This is a genomic window from Kitasatospora sp. NPDC085879, from assembly GCF_040686255.1.
Taxonomy (GTDB): Bacteria; Actinomycetota; Actinomycetes; order Streptomycetales; family Streptomycetaceae; genus Kitasatospora.
The window spans coordinates 6,705-23,511 of record NZ_JBFBJZ010000037.1 but is presented as its reverse complement, the minus strand read 5'-3'; the positions used below and the strand labels follow the sequence as shown (position 1 = coordinate 23,511).

Genomic DNA, 16,807 nt, shown 5'->3' with positions numbered 1-16,807 from the left:
GCGCGCTGAACCCGAGCCGATTCGGATCAGTCATGGCCGCACCCTACGTGCCGACCACGACAGCACGGATGCCTTCTCGTGGTGGAGCTTGCCGGGCCGGCTGCGCCGGGCCGCGCAGACCCTCCTCCGTGACGTGTTTTCAGCCGCTCTCATCCGATGGGCAATCAAGCCGAGGAGGGATCGACGGCATCCACCGCCGAGCGGTGCCGACCCCGGGCGCTGCTCCCGAGAGCCACCCGGATCCGGGCCCGTTGGCCCGGGTCATTCCTTGTGGTCGAGATAGCCCGCTCGTCGTCGGTCTCGGGGAAGTTCGCCGCCCCACACGCCGTAGGGTGTGCGCAGGACGCGGCCGGCAGCGCGGCACGACCTGGCTACGGGGCAGGATTGGCACCAGGCCGCCGCTCTGCGCTGGTCGGCCGCCAGCCTGGAGAACCAGAGCTCGCCGCCGCGGGTGAGACAGGGAATGCGGTCGGCGGGGTAGGTCAGGACCAGGTCACGCAGTGACTCGGCAGTGACGGTCCTTTCCTCGGCGCCCTGGACCGCGCAGCGCTCGTCATGGGGACGAGGGTGCCCCAAGGCCGTGCAGCTACTTGTTTCTGTGCCGTGGCGCGCCTGGGCCCGGCCGCTCTCACCGCGCGCGGCGGTCGCCATCGTCACTCACTTTGTGTGCGGTATCCGACCGGTGCTCCGTCGCGGGATCGGCGAAATGCATCCGTGCCACCCGGTTGCAAGCGGTACGGGAATCTCTCGTCAACGCCATGATCGCATCCTATGAGATCTGCCCACTGAAATACAGACCGGCCTCGCGGCGGCACCGCCGGAAGCGACCATTGCTCGAGAATTACGAGCTTGTCGACAGTTGCCGAGGAAATCGACGCGGCCAAGAACGGGCTGCTTTCGAGCCGCGCCGAACGACGGGCCCTGTCGGCCAGTGCCGCGTCGGGCCGCTCGCGCGGGCCGACGGCCGAGTACAGCAGTACGTTCTGATGCGCACACGGTCGTCGGGTCACCGCCGGCTGCCCGGTCCAGCGTCCACGCCCGGAGCCCGGACGGGAGTGCGAGAGGCGGCCGCCGGCCCTGATCAGTGAGTCCGCCCCGGCACCCCGCGGAAGAAATGAGTAGAACCTACTCATCAATTCACGAGAAGACCTGCATAGCATTCATTGTCACCACCCTCCGGGCACCGGTGCGCCATTCCTGCCATGAACGTCATGAATGCAAAAGCCATAAAGGCTGATAGCATCCCGGAATGATCAGAATTGATCCTACCCGGATTTTGCGGAATGCTGCACTGACTTCCTCCGTGGTACTCGCTGCTGCTGCCATTGCGGCATGCGGGCCTCAATCCCGGCCCTCCGAACGTGCAATTACGGCGGATGGCTCGGAGCTACCGTCAGCCATTTCGGGAACACCGGTGCCGACCGCAGCGGGCCCCGAGGTGTCAGCCCTGACAGCTGATCCCTCCGCAAACCCATCCACGTCCCAGGCCGCGTCCGAACCGCGGCCTTCCGGTTCTCCCGCCAAGGGTCCGACAGGAGCCGCCCCGAAACCGAGCGGGTCGTCGGCGACCGGGTCGGGAGTTCCGAAGCCGGATTTCCCGGTCCCGGCCGCAGTCGGCGACTCTCGGCAGCTCATCACGGTCAAGGCCTCGGGCTCGTACGCCGCCGTGATGGCGTGGGAGCTGGAGGGAGCGACGTGGCAGGTCAAATTCTCCACCGGCTCGGGCCGGATCGGGTCACGTGGGCTGGTGGATCCCGGCACTCGACGTCAGGGCACCTACACCACCCCGCGTGGCACCTACTCGATCACCGAGGGCTTCGGCCTGCAGGCGACGGAAACCCGGATCCCGTATCACCGGGTGACGGCGAAAGACTGGTGGGTCGGAGATCCCGACTCCACGTCGTACAACTCGATGCGAACGGAGGAGGGGGCGGACTTCCCGCTCGTCGAGAAAGGGGACCACGGAAGCGAGCACCTCGTGAACTACCCCACTCAGTACGCCGAGGCCCTGGTCATCAACTTCAACAGGTGGCCCGCCGTTCCATGGCGGGGCTCGGGGATATTCCTCCACGTGAACGGCGCCGGGGCCACTGCCGGATGCGTCTCCGTGCCGCGCCCCGTGATGGATCAGATCATGCACTGGATAGATCCGTCCAAAAATCCGAAGATTGCCATCGGATAGGTTCACGTCTGCGCGACCCGCGCATCCACACCCTTCCTCCGGACCGCGCCCGTCAGGGGCGCGGTCCAGGCCCGGTCGGTGTGAGCGCCCTGCGATCAGGTGCGCGGACGTCGCAGCTGCGTGCGAACATCCGCCGCGCCGCGCGCCGCCACCAGAACGCGCTCGCCCAACTGCCGCTACTGTTGGCCCGGGTGGGCCACCCGCTGCTGTTCCGTGGCCTTTCCGGCTCGTTCGAACCAGGCGTTCGCCTCGGTCTCACGGCCGGTCTTTCGCAGCAGCACTCCGTAGTTGACCATCCCGCTTGCGTGCCCGCTCCCGGCGGCCTGCCTCAGCCACGGCTCAGCCCCGACGAGATCTCCTTGTCCCGCAAGGAGAACGCCGATGTTGGTCGCGGCTCCGGCATGCCCGCCATCTGCGGCCCGGCCGTACCAGCGCTGAGCCTCTGCAGCATCCGTTCCCGCAAGACCGACTGCCAGGTTGTACGCTGCGCGGATGTCGCCGGCTTCCGCGGCGCACCGCCACCAGTGGAGTTCGGCGGCGAGGTCGCCATGAAGTGCGTGGTGTACGGCGAGGTTGCACATGGCCCGTGACTCGCCGCCGGTCGCGGCCCGTTCGTACCAGTTGAGCGCCGCTACGGAGTCACCTGCATCGGCGTGCAGGACTGCCAGTCCGAATGCCGCCTGCGCGTCACCGGCATCGGCGGCCTTCCGGTACCAGGGCTCGGCAGCTTCGGCGTCGCCCCGGCTGAACATCGCATCGGCCAGGGCAACCATGGATCGGACATGACCGGCCTCTCCCGCCCGGCGCCACCACGATTCCGCTTCCGCACCGGCGTCTCGGTGGCGGCAGAGCAGGAGACCCAAGTTGTACATGCCGCTTGGATGACCACCCCGCGCCGCGCGCACGTACCAGGACTCGGCCTCGTCGACCTGGCCCCGCTTCATGAGCTGCGTGCCCAGTCGACTCATGGCGTCCACCTCCCCCTCCTCGGCTCGCGCCTTCACATCCTCGATGTCTTCCATGCGATCCTTCTGGCGTCCCCACGGTGCCGGCCTGACGGCAGCGTGGAGTGTCGGGTTGTGGGCGGGTCGGGGTGTGTGGCGCCGACTGGGACTGAGGAGCCGCCAAATGACTTTCCATCAGCAGCCACCCTCGCGGGTCGCCTGACGCAGTGTCCGGGTCATGTCGACGGCAGTGGAGAAGACCACGCCGGTGGTGATCAGGTCGAGGAACATCGACCGCGTTCGTCCTGCTGGTCCGGGCCGCGGCCGGCCAGCCGGCCGGCCTTGCCGAAGTGCAGCCACTCGGCGAACCCGTTGGGAAGCCTCGGCCTTGTCAGGTGATGCGCAGCGGGCGGCCGACCTCGTGAAGGGCCCGGTGGCCACGGCATGCGCGAACTCCCCAGGGCCGCGAGATCAATATACCGGCCCCCACCGGCGGTACAGCCGTGACCGCACTCGCCGCCGGACCCCGGCCCGCCGGTCGCCGCGTCAATTGTCGTATACCGGCCGTGCGAAACACCTTTACTCCGACTGCCCCCACCGCTATCTTGCAGCAAGATCCTGCAATTGTTTGCAGGAAGTCGGTGCGGCCATCTGAACATCCGCGGCCGCCCCCACCCCGACTTCAGGAGTTTGCCATGTCCTTGCCCAATTCCGCCCGTGTGCGGAGATCAACCCGTCTCAGGTCGCTCGCTCTTGCCACCGCGACCGCGCTCGCTGCCACCCTGGCCGGTTCCGGGGGCTTTGCCGCTCCGGCTGCCGCAGTCACCAGCCCTGCCCTCGGCGCCCACTACAACGGCACCGGGACGAGCATCGACTTCCGGCTCTATTCCTCCCGTGCCACCAGGATCGAGCTCTACCTCTACGCGGCGGCCTCCGGCCGTCAGGAAGCCGTCCGATTACCCCTCACCAAGAACGCCGCATCCGGCGTGTGGTCGGTGAGCGTGCCGACGGCGACCCTCCGGAGCCACGGCATCCTCGGACCGGTCTACTACGGCTACCGCGCCTGGGGGCCGAACTGGCCCTACGACGCCTCCTGGACGAAGGGCTCCTCAGCCGGCTTCCTCTCCGACGTCGACGCCGCAGGCAACCGCTTCAACCCCAACAAGCTGCTCACCGATCCCTACGCCCTCGAGCTCAGCCACGACCCGCTCACCCCCGGCGGCCCGCCGAAGACCGTGTACGGCACCGGTCCGGAGTTCCGGGCACTCGACAACGGCACGCAGGCCCCGAAGGGCATCGTGCTGGTCACCGACACCGCGGGCACCGGGAGCAAGCCGACCCGGGCGTTGAAGGACGACGTGATCTATGAGGTGCACGTCCGCGGCCTGACCAAGAACGACCCCGCCGTGCCCGCCGACTACCAGGGCACCTACAAGGGCGCGGCGATGAAGGCCGCCCATCTGGCGAGCCTCGGTGTGACGGCAGTGGAGTTCCTGCCCGTGCAGGAGAGCCAGAACGACGCGAACGACGTCGAGGCGACCCGCACCAACGGTGACTACTGGGGCTACGAGACGCTCAACTTCTTCGCTCCCGAGCGCCGTTACTCCTCGGACAAGACCGCGGGCGGCCCCACCCGTGAGTTCAAGGACATGGTCAGGGCCTACCACGATGTCGGGATCAAGGTCTTCACCGACGTCGTGTACAACCACGCCGCCGAGGGCGGCCCGTGGCACGCCGACGACACGAGCACCTACAGCCTGCTGAACATGCGCGGCCTGGACAACCCCACCTACTACTCGCTCACCGGCGACATGCAGGCCTCCTGGGACAACACCGGGGTCAACGGCAACCTCAACACCTACAACCCCGTCACCCGCAAACTCGTCATCGACTCCCTGGCCCACTGGAAGGGTGCCCTCGGCGTCGACGGCTTCCGCTTCGACCTCGCCCCCGTCCTCGGCAACACCTGCCAGCACGGCTGCTTCCACTACAGCCGCACCGACCCCGACACCGCCCTGAACCGCATCACGGCCGCCATGCCGGGTCGCCCCACCGACGGCGGTGTCGGCACCGACTGGATCGCCGAGCCGTGGGCGATCGGCGACGGCACCTACCAGGTCGGCAACCTCCCCGACGGCTGGTCGGAATGGAACGACAAGTTCCGCGACACCGTGCGCCGCGACCAGAACGCCATGGGCGTCGAGAGCGTCACCCCGAGCGACCTGGCCACCCGCTTCGCCGGCTCCGCCGACCTCTACCAGGCCGCCGGCCGGAAGCCCTCGGCCTCCGTCAACTTCGTGGTCGCCCACGACGGGTTCACCCTCAAGGACCTCTACTCCTGCAACGGCAAGAACAACGACCAGCCCTGGCCGTACGGCCCCTCCGACGGGGGCTCGAACCACAACATCTCCTGGGACCAGGGCAGCGACGCCGCCGATCAGCGCAGGGCCGCCCGCAACGGCTTCGCCCTGCTGATGCTCTCCGCTGGCACCCCCATGATGACCGGCGGCGACGAGTACCTGCGCTCACTCAACTGCAACAACAACCCCCACAACATCGACTCCTCCGCCAACTGGCTCACCACCTCGTGGACCGCGGACCAGAGCACCTTCCGCACCTACGCCCAGCGCATGATCGCCTTCCGCAAGGCGCATCCCGCGCTGCACCCGGCGGACTTCTACTCCGCCGGCGACGGCAACGGCAACGGCATGGGCCAGCTCGACTGGTTCACTCCCGCCGGTACCGCCCCCGACGGCGCCTACTGGAGCAACCCGAACAACCACGCGCTGGCCTGGCGCTACGACGGCACCGAACTCGGTGACCCGAACAGTGCCATCTACGTCGGCTACAACGGCTGGTCCGGCGACGTGGACTTCACCCTCCCCTCCCCGGGGCCGGACAAGAACTGGTACACCGTCACCGACACCTCGACCTGGGCCGAAGGCACGGACCAGGTCGCCCGGCCCGGGGCCGAGGTGCTCATCGGCGGTGCCGGCACCGTCTACCGCCTGCACGGGCGTGCCACCCTCCTCCTCCTGGCCAAGTAGCCCGAGCGTGCTTCAGCACGCCCCGAGCCGCTGAGCAGTCAGCGAGAAGCCGAGCCGGAGCCCTCCGCGTGCCACCCCGCGTGGAGGGCTCCACCGGGCCACCGCCGGCCCGCGTGGAGGGCTCCACCGGGCCACAGCCACCCGAAGGTCCGGCAACTACGCCGGCCGGCCCGGCGAAGTGGCCTGGGCGCCTTCCCTCACATTCCGGCCGGGACCGGCGCCGGGGTTGCGGGCGCCCTTGGCGCTGCCGGTCTGTGAGCGACGCGTCTTCTCACCGACCCGCCTGGGTTCGACAGTCCGGGGGTCGACGGCCTCGCCCGGGGCCGCGGCGGCGTACAGGCCGTCGGGCTCGTGGTCCCGGTCGTGCGGGAGGAGGAAGAAGACCCGGCGACGGTAGAGACCGCTGTCGGGGTCGGCATGGGCGTTGGCGTCAAGTTCCGCATAGCCGACCATGCGGCCGTGGCGTGCCCAGCGGGGCTTGTTGCGGCGCCTGGGGGTCTTGTCCAGGGTCTGGCGGACGTAGTCGAGGTTGGAGGGGTCCTCGAGCCAGACCACGTTGGCTTCATGGGAGAGGTCGCCCTCCACCAGTAGCGAACTCATGACCCGTGGTTCTCCTTCGTCCGTCGGGGCTGGTCCAACGCCGCAGGGCCGGCGTGGAGGGCTGCGTGTGAATGGTAGGTCCGGCGATGGGCCGTCGGGTAGGTCGCCGCGGACGGCCCGCGGGGCGGGGGCTGATCAGTCGGCAAGGAGGCCGATCCCGGGGTAGTGCTTTCGACCATTGCTCTTGATCATTTCGTTGGGTGAGGACAGGCCGAGTTCAAGACGGACGCGGTTGGCGAAGACACGGGCGCTGGCCGGTCGGATGCCCTCACCGGAGGCACACCACGCCGCATAGGCGGCGTAGAGCTGACTCTGTTCCACGCGCAGGTCCGAGGGGCCGGTGGCCGCTCGGCTGCAGCACTCGGTGAGGAAGCGTCCGACGTGGTCCTCGGTGGTGGCGTATGCATCGGTGGCCATCCGGACACGGGCCGGACCGACCAGGGGGTCGGGGACAGTGGAACCCCGGGTCTTTCGCAGGTCCTGGATCCTGCGGTAGCGGCACGCGCCCTGGATCAACCAGTGGAGAATGCCGGGGCCTTCGTCTCGAACAAGTTCGAGCGCAAGATTGTCGATCTTATTGCTGTCCGCAACTGTCCTCTCGAACGGAATCAACCGAATACGCCGCCAGAAGGCCATACCGCCGGTCGTGACTTCAGGGCGGTGGTTTCCGAGCAGCCACAGGTGGTGGGTCGGGGCGAAGGAGAAGAAGTCCTGACGCATGCGGCGGGCCTTGATCCGATCGCCGCCGGTCAGCAGCTTGACTCTCGCTTCGTCGAAGCGGTCGCTGGGTTTGAGCTCACTGCACACCACGATGCGCCGGCCGTGCAGCTCGGTGAGTTCGGTGGAGTGCTCGGCGAAGGAGCCGCGGTCCATCAGGAAGCCCGGCGGCGCAGCGTCCGCGTAGTCGCCCAGGATCTGGATCATGGTGTCCAGCAGAACCGACTTCCCGTTCTTGCCCTGGCCGTAGAGGAAGGGCAGGACCTGGCCGCCGACGTCCCCGGTGATCGAGTACCCCAGGAGCAGGCGGAGAAAGTCGATCATCTCCTGGCCGTCGGGGTCGTCGCCGAAGGTGTCCTCCAGGAAGCGGTCCCACCGCGGGGTCGGCATGTCCGTCGGGGCGACCGACGTGGCTCGGGAGTGGCTGTCGTTGAACGGATCGGGCTTCCGCAGCCGGCCGGTACGCAGATCGACGACCCCGTCGGGTGTGCACAGCGCGTACGGGTCGCCGTCGAGGTCCTCCGCCGCCAGCGACAGCGTCGGCGAGGCCTTGGCCTGCTCCAGCAACGCCTTCATCCCGGCGGTCGACATGGTCCGCTTGCGGTGTGTGTAGATCTCACGGTCGCTCAGGAGGCCGGTCGGATCGCTGGCGGGCATCTGCTCGGCCATCTCGCCCGCAGCCCACAGCACTGCCTTCTCGCCTCCGCGGCGCTTCCACCGGTACCGGTCCCACTGGTACCAGCCGAGCCCGTCGACGTGCCGGAACCGGTCCCCGTACAGCCGGATGAACAGCTTCGCGTTCCCACGGTCGGTCAGAAGATCCGGCAGCAGTCCGCCCCGCGCGAGCGCCGACAGCTGTGGCGCCGACAGTGGTGACACCGACAGCTGTGGCGGCCGAGCCTGAGTGGGCACCAGCGGGACACCGAGCTGCGCATCGAAGCCGAGTATCTGCCGGGCGGCAGCATGCGCATCGAAGCCGCGGGGGCTGTCGGTGGCGGTCATCGCGGTCCTTTGTGTGGAGCGGGTGGCGGGCGTCTGCGGCAAGGGTTTCGGTGGCGGTCCGGGGACGGCGCGTCCTTCCCGATCCGGACGTGCAAGGCCCGCTGCTGCCGTGGCTCGGGCTGATTCCTCGTCTCCGGGTAGGCGTCCTGCGGCTGCGAGTCCGCCCGGGGCGTCGGTGACGCGGTTCGGCCTCTCGGTGGAGCCCGCCACTCCCGGTACGGCCGTACGGGCGGTCACCTCGACGATCGGGGCCCGCGTCCGGCGGGAAGCGGGAGTCTTCCGGCCGGACCCCGGCCGGCGGACCGGCCAGGACGCGGCCGCACACGGCTGTTCGACGGCGTGCGGACGCACGGACCTTGCACGAGTGGCTGACCGGGGCTTGCTGCGGCGCACCTTGCTGTCCTTCACGGTGTTGCTGTCATCGCTGCCTTCGTGGCCACGGGGATCCGGGCAGGTCGAAGGAGGCGGGGTCGGTGGTCGTCCCGCCCGCGATGCGAGGGACCGGAGGGACCGTACGTCGGATGTCTGTCCCGCTCGGAGAGGCACCGGCGGACAGCAGCCGATGGTGCCGCGAGCGAAAGGCCCGCCAGGGCGCAGGGACCGAAGGGATCGAAGTTCTCCCTTATGACTTCTCGGAGCAGGTCGCCCGCATACGCGGGCGGCTGAGGCTGTCGGGCATAACCGGGGATCCGGGTCACTTCAGTCCCTGTGCCGAGGCTGAAGGTGCTGTGAACTGGGAGAACGCCGAGGGACCGACGTGGCGGCCCCGGCCGGCACGCTCCACTCGGCCCTTCGCGGCGCGACGAGCTCACCACCCCGCTCACGCTGGGGCAGGGACCGAGCCGCACCGGCCGCAGACTCCTGCACCGACCACTGCACCCCGTGGCCGGCGGCCGTCCTGGGTCCCTGTCGCTGTCATCTGCGGGGACGGAGGTCCGCGCCCCGGTCCCGGCCCCGAGGCGCGGTCGACGTCCGGCCCTCGACAGGACTGGCGCCTCCGCCAGGCGAGTACGGAGTTCACGGTCGCCGCCGTCACTGCTCGCAGGTTGCTCGGACTGCATCGGACCCCCCTGGACGATCTCAGACACCGGTGCAGGCCTGAACGATCGAGCATCACACCCGGGGTTTGACGGCACATAGAGCAAAGACTGCTCAACCTCGGCTTTGGTCGTTCTGGTGATCTCGTGGCGGGTCTGTGCGCCGGCTACCACGGGGCACCAGGGCGGCCCCGGCGCCGCCGCCGCGTGGGCGGAGCGGCACCGGGGCCGGCCGTACGGTGGTCGGGTCCCGGTCAGTCGATCGGCACCTCCCACAGCTGGTTGGCGAGACCGTTGCAGTCCCAGATGCCCAGCGGCGCCCGGTCCGCGGAGTTGAAGCCGAGGTTGTCCAGGCACTTGCCCGACTGCGGGTTCATCAGGCCGCCGCTGGGGGTGCCGACCCACTCCTGGTTGCCACCGCCGTTGCAGGTGTAGAGCTGGACGACGGTACCGTTGGCGGTGCCGTTGTGCTTGACGTCCAGGCACTTGCCGAGGGCGATGATCTTGTTGTCCGAGGAGATCCACCAGGTCTGCGCGGGGGTTCCGTTGCACGGGAAGATCTGCACCGGAGTGCCGTCCCGGTCGGAACCATTGTTCACGTCGACGCACTTCCCGGAGAAGACACCGACGATCGGCCCGTGGCGGTAGGTCGGCTCCGGCGGGAGCGTCACGATCTGCGTGCCGCTGACGAAGGTGCGCGAGATCGTGCACCGGGCCGAGGAGGTACCCGTGCCGGTGACGATGTTGCCGGCGACCGAGTAGCCGGGATCGGCCACGTCCCACGAGCGACAGATTCCGCGCACGTACCACCGCGTCCCGGCGTCCATGGTGCAGGAGGCGTAGACGTACGACCCCTGCACCGTCGGCTTGCAGGCGGCGGCCTGCGCCTGGGCCACCTGCGGCGTCTGCCCGCCGGAGGTGCTCTGCGCCATCGCCGGTGCGCCGCCCAGCAGCGCCAGGCACATCCCCATCAGTACCGTCAGCACCAGGCGCCGGAGCGCCGGCGGACCGGCCGTCCGTCCTCCCATGGAGTCCTCCCCTTCGTCGTCGCCGCGCCACCGTCCGTGGCCCGGTGCGCCCATCCTGGGTGGGCCCCGTACACGCGCATGCATATGAGCTCATATGCGATCGCGCGATACTGACGCCGCGTCATGACGGCCGACTGCCGTCACCCCGTGACCCCGAGCCGGAGGAGAGCCGTGCAGCTTCGCGTCCTTGGTCCGCTGGAGACCCACTCCGGTGACCGTGTCCTGCCCCCGCCGCGCCGCCTGGCCAGGGTGTTCCTGGGGACCGTCGCGCTACGCGCCAACACCGCCACCCCCGCGGACCTGCTCACCGATGCGCTGTGGCCGGACGCCCCGCCCCGCTCGGCCGCTGCCAACCTGCGGCAGTACGCGGCCGATCTGCGCCGCCTGCTCGCCGCCGCCGCGCCGCACGGACCGGCCCTGCGGTCGGCCGGCGGCTCGTACACGCTGACGGCCGGTCCGGACGGCCTGGACGCACTCGCCTTCACCGCCCTGGCCTCGGCAGGCCGTCGGGCCCTGGCGGAGGGCCGCGCCGACGCCGCCGCCGAGGCCTTCACCCGGGCACTCGGCCTGTGGCGCGGCCCGGTCCTGGCCGGACTGCCGGTCCCCCCGGCGGTGCAGGAGCAGGCGCGGGCGCTGGAGGACGCCCGGATCGGCGCGCTGGAGGACCACGTGGACGCCCGGCTGGCGCTCGGCCGCCATGCCGACCTGGTCGGCGAACTGCACGGCCTGGTCCGGGAGCACGGCTTACGCGAGCGGCTGTGGTGCCAGCTGATCCTCGCGCTGTACCGCTGCGGGCGCCAGCACGAGGCCCTGGACGCCTATCAGCGCCTGTACGGCCTGCTGGACGAGGAACTCGGGGTCTCCCCCGGCCCCGCCGGCCGGGAACTGCACCGGCGCATCCTGCGCGGCGACCCCGCGTTGGACCTGCCCCGCACCGGCCCGGCCCCGGCGGCCGGCCTGCAGGCGCCCTGGCAACTCCCGCCCGGGCAGCAGCCGTTCGTGGGACGCGCCGCCGAACTGGCGGACCTCTCGAAGATCATGTCGGAGGTGGGCCCGTTCCCCGGTCCGGCGGTCGTGGTGGCCGTCACCGGCCCGGCGGGGGTCGGCAAGTCGGCCCTGGTCCTGCACTGGGCACACCAGGCCCGCGAGCAGTTCCCGGACGGTTGCCTCTACGTCGACCTGCGCGGCTACGGGCCCGACCGGCCGCGCCGGCCCGACAACGTGCTGGCCGAGTTCCTGCCCGCCCTCGGCCTCGAGGTGCCCGGGGACGGCGCCGCGACGACGGCCGCCCTGGCCGGCCGGTTCCGTACCGCCGTCTCCGGGCGCCGGATGCTCGTCGTCCTCGACAACGCATACTGCGCCGAGCAGGTCAGGCCGCTGCTGCCCGGCGACTCCTGCGGCGTCCTGATCACCAGCCGGGAGAGCCTCGGCGGCCTGGTGGCCCGGGACGGCGCCCGCCGGATCACGCTGGACCTGCTCCCGCTCGACGACGCCGTCCGGCTGCTCGGGGACCTGGTCGGCGACCGCGAGGACGCGACCGGCAGCACCCTCGCACCGCTCGCCGAGCGCTGCGCCCGGCTGCCGCTGGCCCTGCGCATCGCGGCCGAGCTCGCGGCGTTCCGCAGCGGCGCGGCGCTGACCGAGCTGACCGCCGAACTCGCCGACGAGCGCGGGCGACTGGACCTGCTCGGGACCGCGCACGACCCGTTCACCGATCTGCGCTCGGTGCTGTCCTGGTCGAACCGGCACCTGCCGCCGCCGGCGGCCCGGGCGTTCCGGCTGCTGGGCCTGCACCCCGGACGGCACATCGACCACTACGCCCTCGCGGCCCTGACCGGCTCCTCCCCCGCCGACGCGAGCCGCGTCCTGGACCAGCTGGTGCAGGCCCATCTGACCCGGCACCTGGGCCCCGGCCGGTACACCTCCCACGACCTACTGCGCGACTACGCCCGGGAGCTGACGGCCCGCCACGACCTGCCCGCCGAACGGCACGCGGCCATGGAACGGCTGCTGGACCAGTCGGCCCACACCGTCGCCGCGGCCGTCCGGCTGCTCTACCCGTACGAGAGCGACCACCGCCCGGAGGTCCGTGTCCCGGCGGTGCCCGGGCCCGTGCTGGACCGGCCCGACCTGGCCCGCGCCTGGCTCGACGTGCAGGGTGCCAACCTGCTCGCGCTGGCCGCGGCCGCCGGGGACGGCGGCTGGCACGACCGGCTCGCCACGCTGTCCGCGCTGCTCCACCGCCATCTGCACGTCACCGGCCGCTACCGGGAGGCGCACACGCTGCACAGCCTGGCCCTGACGGCGGCGCGGACGGACCCGGAGCGGACGGCCGCGCTGCTGCAGCTCGGCGTCACCGAGTACCGGATGGCCCGCTACCCCGAGGCGCTGGAGCGGCTCACGGCCGGCCTCGAACTGGCCGTCGGACTCGGCGACCGGAGGGCGGAGAGCACCGCGCTGCACGGTCTCGCCCAGGTCCATGAGCGGCTGGGCCGGATGCCGGAGACCTTCGACCACCACCGGCGGGCACTGACGATCAGGAGGGAGATCGGCGACCGGCCGGGCGAGGGGTCCTCGCTGGGCAACCTCGGTCTGGTCCACGAACGGCTCGGCCGGTACGCGCAGGCGTTGGACCACTACCAGCAGGCGCTGGGCATCCACCGGGCCACGGGCTTCCGCTCGGCGGAGGGCGACATGCTCAACAACATCGCCATCGTGCACCGCCAGTCGGGCCGCTTGGACGAGGCCGCCGCCAGCCTGGAGGCCGCGCTGCGGATCTACGAGGAGATCGGCGACCGCGGCGGGGCGGGCGCCGCGCTGAACAACCTCGGGCTGGTCGGGATCAACCGGCGCCGCTGGGAAGCCGCCGGGCGGTACCTGGAGCGGGCGCTGGAGGTGCACCGCGCGATCCGCAGTCCGGCGGCGGAGACCGAGACCCTCAACATCCTCGGCCTGCTGCACCTGGAGTCGGGCCGCCACGCCCAGGGCTCGGCCCGTTTCCGGCAGGCCCTCGCGCTGGCCGAACGGCTCGGCGACCCCGGCAGCCGGACCAACGCCCACCACGGCCTCGGGGAGACCCTGTTCGCCCTGGGCGAGGCCGGGCAGGCGCTCGAGCACCATCGCACCTCACTCGACCTGGCCCGGAGCACCGGCAGCCGTCCCGACCAGGCGCGCGCCCTGGCGGCCTCGGCCCGCTGCCTGGACCGCCTGGCCCGGGCCGGTGAGGCGCGCGCCGACCGGCGGGCCGCGCTGGAGATCTACACCGAGCTGGGCCGGCCGGAGGCGGCCGACCTGGCCGCCGCGCTCGACGGCCCGGTCTGAGACCTCCGCCGGACCGCTCGGTGGACTTCCCGCTGGATGACCTGCTCCGGGGGTTGACCGCGCACGCTCCGGCCGACGGTGTCAGTGCGGGGTGGTTCAGTGGGAGTGCAATGGCATGCCGTCGCAGATACGAGGAGAACCTGGTGGGAACGTGGGGCAGCGGGAACTTCGAGAGTGACACGGCTTTGGATCACCTGTCGACCTTCGTGGACCGGCTCGTTGCGGAGGTCGCCGAGGCGATGGCCAGCGATCCCGTTGAGATCGAGCCCGACGAGTACTGGGGCGTCGCTGTGCCGTGCAATCTGGAGCTGCTGCACGTCCTGGCTCGGGCCGGCCACGTCTCGGCCTCACTCCAACCCCAGGTGATCGCAGAGTGGAAGCGGACATTCATGGCCGTTTGGGAGCGGACCATCGACGACCTGGAGCCTTCACCGGCCTACAAGGAAGGCCGGCGCGACGTACTGACCCGGACGTTCGACCAGCTGGCCGCGGCCGCTGCTCCCCCCGTGCCGTAGCCGTCGCACCCGGAGCCGGGCCAGGTACCGGCTACTCATGTGCCGGCGGGAGCCTACGGAGAAAGATCGGGCCATGACGACACCCGCCACCCGAACCCACTCCTGGATTCCGCTCGAGCCGACCGAGGACATGGAGCGTATGTCCGGTGCCGAGCTGCTGGCGGCGGTGATCGAGGGACGGATCGCCCCGCCCCCGATGGCCGGGACTCTCGGGTTCGCCCTGACCGGCGCTCGGCCCGGCTTCGCCGAGGCGACCGGAGAGACCGGCCCCCACCTCGCCAACATGCGGGGCACGGTGCACGGCGGTTACGTCGCGACACTGCTGGACTCCGTGCTGGGGGCCAGCGTGCTGACCCTGCTGCCGCCCAGGACCGGTATCTCCACGGTGCAGCTCAACGTCAACTACGTCCGTCCGGTGGTGGTCGGCTCCGGGCTGCTGCGATGCAGCGCGGAGGTGGTCCACCAGGGGCGGCGGCTGTCCACCGCGCGCGCCCGCGTGGTCGCCGTCGACAGCGACAAGCTGTATGCGCACGCCACGGCCACCATCGCCGTCTCCGCGCACGACTTTCCCTGCTGAGCGCCCCGCGGCGGGACCGCCGCAGAGACTGAAGAGGTGGAGCGTGCGGCACCGAGAGGGCTGATGTGGGCGAGCGCGAGCTGGAGCGGGTCGATCTGGGTGAGATTCCCTACATCGAGGCGGTTGAGCAGATGGACACCTGGGTCCGCTGGCGGCAGCAGGAGTTGATAGCGGATCGGCTGGCCTTACTCACCCATCCGCCCGTGATCACCTTCAGCGCCCGGACACCGCGTCACGAACTGCCCGCGCACACCGGGATTCCTCTCGTTGAGGTGGACAGGGGCGGTCAGGCGACCTGCCACGGTCCGGGGCAGCTGATCGGCTACCTCGTGTGAATCTCCGTCAGCGCGGTCCTGGGGACATCGTGCGTTGGCTGGAGGAGGGGCTGGTCACCGCCCTGGACTCGCTGGGTCTGCAGGCCGTCCGACGTGACACCCCGCCCAAGGCCCAGAGTCTGGTCGGGGTCTGGACGCCGGAGCACCGGAAGGTCGCCTCGATCGGCATGCGGATCCGCGGCGGTGTGACCAGTCACGGGTTTGCTCTGAACATCGCGCCGGACCTGGGCGCGTTCTCGACGTTCACGGCCTGCGGACTGCCCGAAGTCGCCATGACCTCCCTCTCGGACATGGCAGCTGCCCTGGGCAGGCCCGCCCCTACCGAGCAGGCGGTCCGCGACGCCGTGGCCGCGGCGCTCGGGGCGGTCTGACGCCGCAGCACGGACGCCTGCCGCGGTCCGTGCCTGCTCCGCTCTCGTCGTCAGTGCGCGCAGTCCATCGTGGTGTACACCGGAGTGGACCAGGTGCATGCGCGGCCCTGCCGTGCTTGCGGCCTGTCCCGATCAGGGCGCGCCTGACCGAGCCGATGGCGGCGTGGTCACGATCTCAGAAGCCCGGAACGGTACGACCGGCGAGGGCGCTCAGGTCTGCGGTGCAGTGCTTGCCGCTTCGGTGGGTGAGGGCCGCGAGGTTGCCCAGCACGTCACCGCGGGCGTGGGCGAGGCCGGCGATGGTGCGCCAGAGCGTGGCCAGGTCCACGTGGTCGGCGGGCAGGACACTCGCGAGCAGACCCAAGGCCTTCTGGTAGTGATGGACGGCCCGATCGAAGTCGCCGCTGAATCCGGCGACGATGCCGAGTTCGTTGTGGAGCAGGGCAAGGTCCTCCGGGGCGGTGGCAGCGTCACACGCGAGGGTCGCGTCCAGGGCGTGTCGGAGGACTTGCGCGGCCTCGTCGTACCGGCCGCCGGCACAGTGCAGGGCGGCGAGTTCGATGTGGGCGCAGGCATGGACCCGGGCTCCGCTCGGCTCGGAGAGGTGACGGCTTGCCAGGGTCGCGGCGGCAGCGAAAGCGTCCTGGGCCGAGGCGAGGTCGCCGGTGGTCCGGTGGACCGTGCCGGAGACCAGCACTGCGCCGGCGAAGGCGACCGGTCCGGCGGAGACCGCCCCGGTCAGGGCACGGTCGGCCAGCTCCCGGGCTGCCCGCAGGTCCCCTGCCGCGATCGCCTCGACACAGGCGGCCAGCAGGTCCGGCAGTGACGGCCGGGCATCAGTGACGGGAGTAGTGGTCATGGCTGTTCCTCCTGGTGTCCGCCGGTCACGGTCGCGGCGGCGAAGTCCCTGCCGCGGTGCGTGCCTCGGTGGGCGGCCTCCGGGTTCTTCCAGGTCCTGTGGATTCGCTGACCTCGGTGGCTCCTCGCATGGGACGCCCGGGTCAGTGATCGTCACGAGTCGTCCGGACCGGCGATCGCCGGGGAGACTCTGGAGGGGTTCGGGCAGACCCTGCCGTACCGGTCCTGCGCACCGGGAGGTGGCAGTCGTATGCACATGTAGGTGTCCAGAGA

The 16,807-nt window shown here is 70.6% G+C and carries 14 protein-coding genes; 8 read left to right on the top strand and 6 right to left on the bottom strand.

Annotated elements, in window-relative coordinates:
* Positions 1–261 precede the first annotated feature (261 nt).
* Complete coding sequence (locus AB0P35_RS25935; RefSeq protein WP_363514936.1) at positions 262–651, bottom strand: WhiB family transcriptional regulator; 390 nt, start codon at positions 649–651, stop codon at positions 262–264.
* Between the two features lie 198 nt (positions 652–849).
* On the opposite strand from AB0P35_RS25935, the gene AB0P35_RS25930 reads away from it, so the two are divergent.
* Entirely contained in the window at positions 850–987 is a 138-nt protein-coding gene (locus AB0P35_RS25930; protein WP_363514933.1) for a hypothetical protein, read from the top strand.
* Positions 988–1,669: 682 nt separating this feature from the next.
* Complete coding sequence (locus tag AB0P35_RS25925) at positions 1,670–2,182, top strand: L,D-transpeptidase family protein (RefSeq protein WP_363514930.1); 513 nt, start codon at positions 1,670–1,672, stop codon at positions 2,180–2,182.
* A gap of 176 nt (positions 2,183–2,358) precedes the next feature.
* Here AB0P35_RS25925 and AB0P35_RS25920 read toward each other — a convergent pair whose 3' ends face one another.
* On the bottom strand, positions 2,359–3,204 hold the full coding sequence (locus tag AB0P35_RS25920; RefSeq protein ID WP_363514927.1) for a tetratricopeptide repeat protein: 846 nt from the start codon (positions 3,202–3,204) through the stop codon (positions 2,359–2,361).
* A 617-nt stretch (positions 3,205–3,821) separates the two neighbouring features.
* On the opposite strand from AB0P35_RS25920, the gene AB0P35_RS25915 reads away from it, so the two are divergent.
* Complete coding sequence (locus tag AB0P35_RS25915) at positions 3,822–6,173, top strand: isoamylase (RefSeq protein ID WP_363514924.1); 2,352 nt, start codon at positions 3,822–3,824, stop codon at positions 6,171–6,173.
* Positions 6,174–6,329: 156 nt separating this feature from the next.
* On the opposite strand, the gene AB0P35_RS25910 is transcribed toward AB0P35_RS25915, so the two are convergent.
* From AB0P35_RS25910 to AB0P35_RS25900, 3 genes are all read right to left on the bottom strand, one after another.
* The gene (locus tag AB0P35_RS25910) at positions 6,330–6,773 is read right to left on the bottom strand and encodes a DUF6009 family protein (RefSeq protein ID WP_363514921.1); all 444 of its coding nucleotides are present in this window, start codon (positions 6,771–6,773) and stop codon (positions 6,330–6,332) included.
* 135 nt (positions 6,774–6,908) lie between these two features.
* A complete protein-coding gene (locus AB0P35_RS25905; protein ID WP_363514918.1) occupies positions 6,909–8,492 on the bottom strand; it encodes a phage/plasmid primase, P4 family in 1,584 nt (527 codons plus the stop codon).
* Between the two features lie 1,291 nt (positions 8,493–9,783).
* On the bottom strand, positions 9,784–10,557 hold the full coding sequence (locus AB0P35_RS25900; RefSeq protein WP_363514915.1) for a ricin-type beta-trefoil lectin domain protein: 774 nt from the start codon (positions 10,555–10,557) through the stop codon (positions 9,784–9,786).
* A 171-nt stretch (positions 10,558–10,728) separates the two neighbouring features.
* On the opposite strand from AB0P35_RS25900, the gene AB0P35_RS25895 reads away from it, so the two are divergent.
* From AB0P35_RS25895 to AB0P35_RS25875, 5 genes are all read left to right on the top strand, one after another.
* Positions 10,729–13,878: a BTAD domain-containing putative transcriptional regulator gene (locus AB0P35_RS25895; RefSeq protein WP_363514912.1), complete on the top strand. Its 3,150-nt coding sequence runs from the start codon at positions 10,729–10,731 to the stop codon at positions 13,876–13,878.
* A 143-nt stretch (positions 13,879–14,021) separates the two neighbouring features.
* Complete coding sequence (locus tag AB0P35_RS25890; RefSeq protein ID WP_363514909.1) at positions 14,022–14,393, top strand: DUF4259 domain-containing protein; 372 nt, start codon at positions 14,022–14,024, stop codon at positions 14,391–14,393.
* Positions 14,394–14,466: 73 nt separating this feature from the next.
* Complete coding sequence (locus tag AB0P35_RS25885) at positions 14,467–14,970, top strand: PaaI family thioesterase (protein ID WP_363514906.1); 504 nt, start codon at positions 14,467–14,469, stop codon at positions 14,968–14,970.
* Positions 14,971–15,035: 65 nt separating this feature from the next.
* The gene (locus AB0P35_RS25880) at positions 15,036–15,305 is read left to right on the top strand and encodes a hypothetical protein (protein WP_363514903.1); all 270 of its coding nucleotides are present in this window, start codon (positions 15,036–15,038) and stop codon (positions 15,303–15,305) included.
* A gap of 29 nt (positions 15,306–15,334) precedes the next feature.
* Positions 15,335–15,676, top strand: coding sequence for a hypothetical protein (locus AB0P35_RS25875; protein ID WP_363514900.1), 342 nt, complete (start codon positions 15,335–15,337; stop codon positions 15,674–15,676).
* 175 nt (positions 15,677–15,851) lie between these two features.
* Here the strand turns inward: AB0P35_RS25875 and AB0P35_RS25870 are convergent, their stop codons facing one another.
* Positions 15,852–16,535: a tetratricopeptide repeat protein gene (locus AB0P35_RS25870; protein WP_363514897.1), complete on the bottom strand. Its 684-nt coding sequence runs from the start codon at positions 16,533–16,535 to the stop codon at positions 15,852–15,854.
* Positions 16,536–16,807 lie beyond the last annotated feature (272 nt).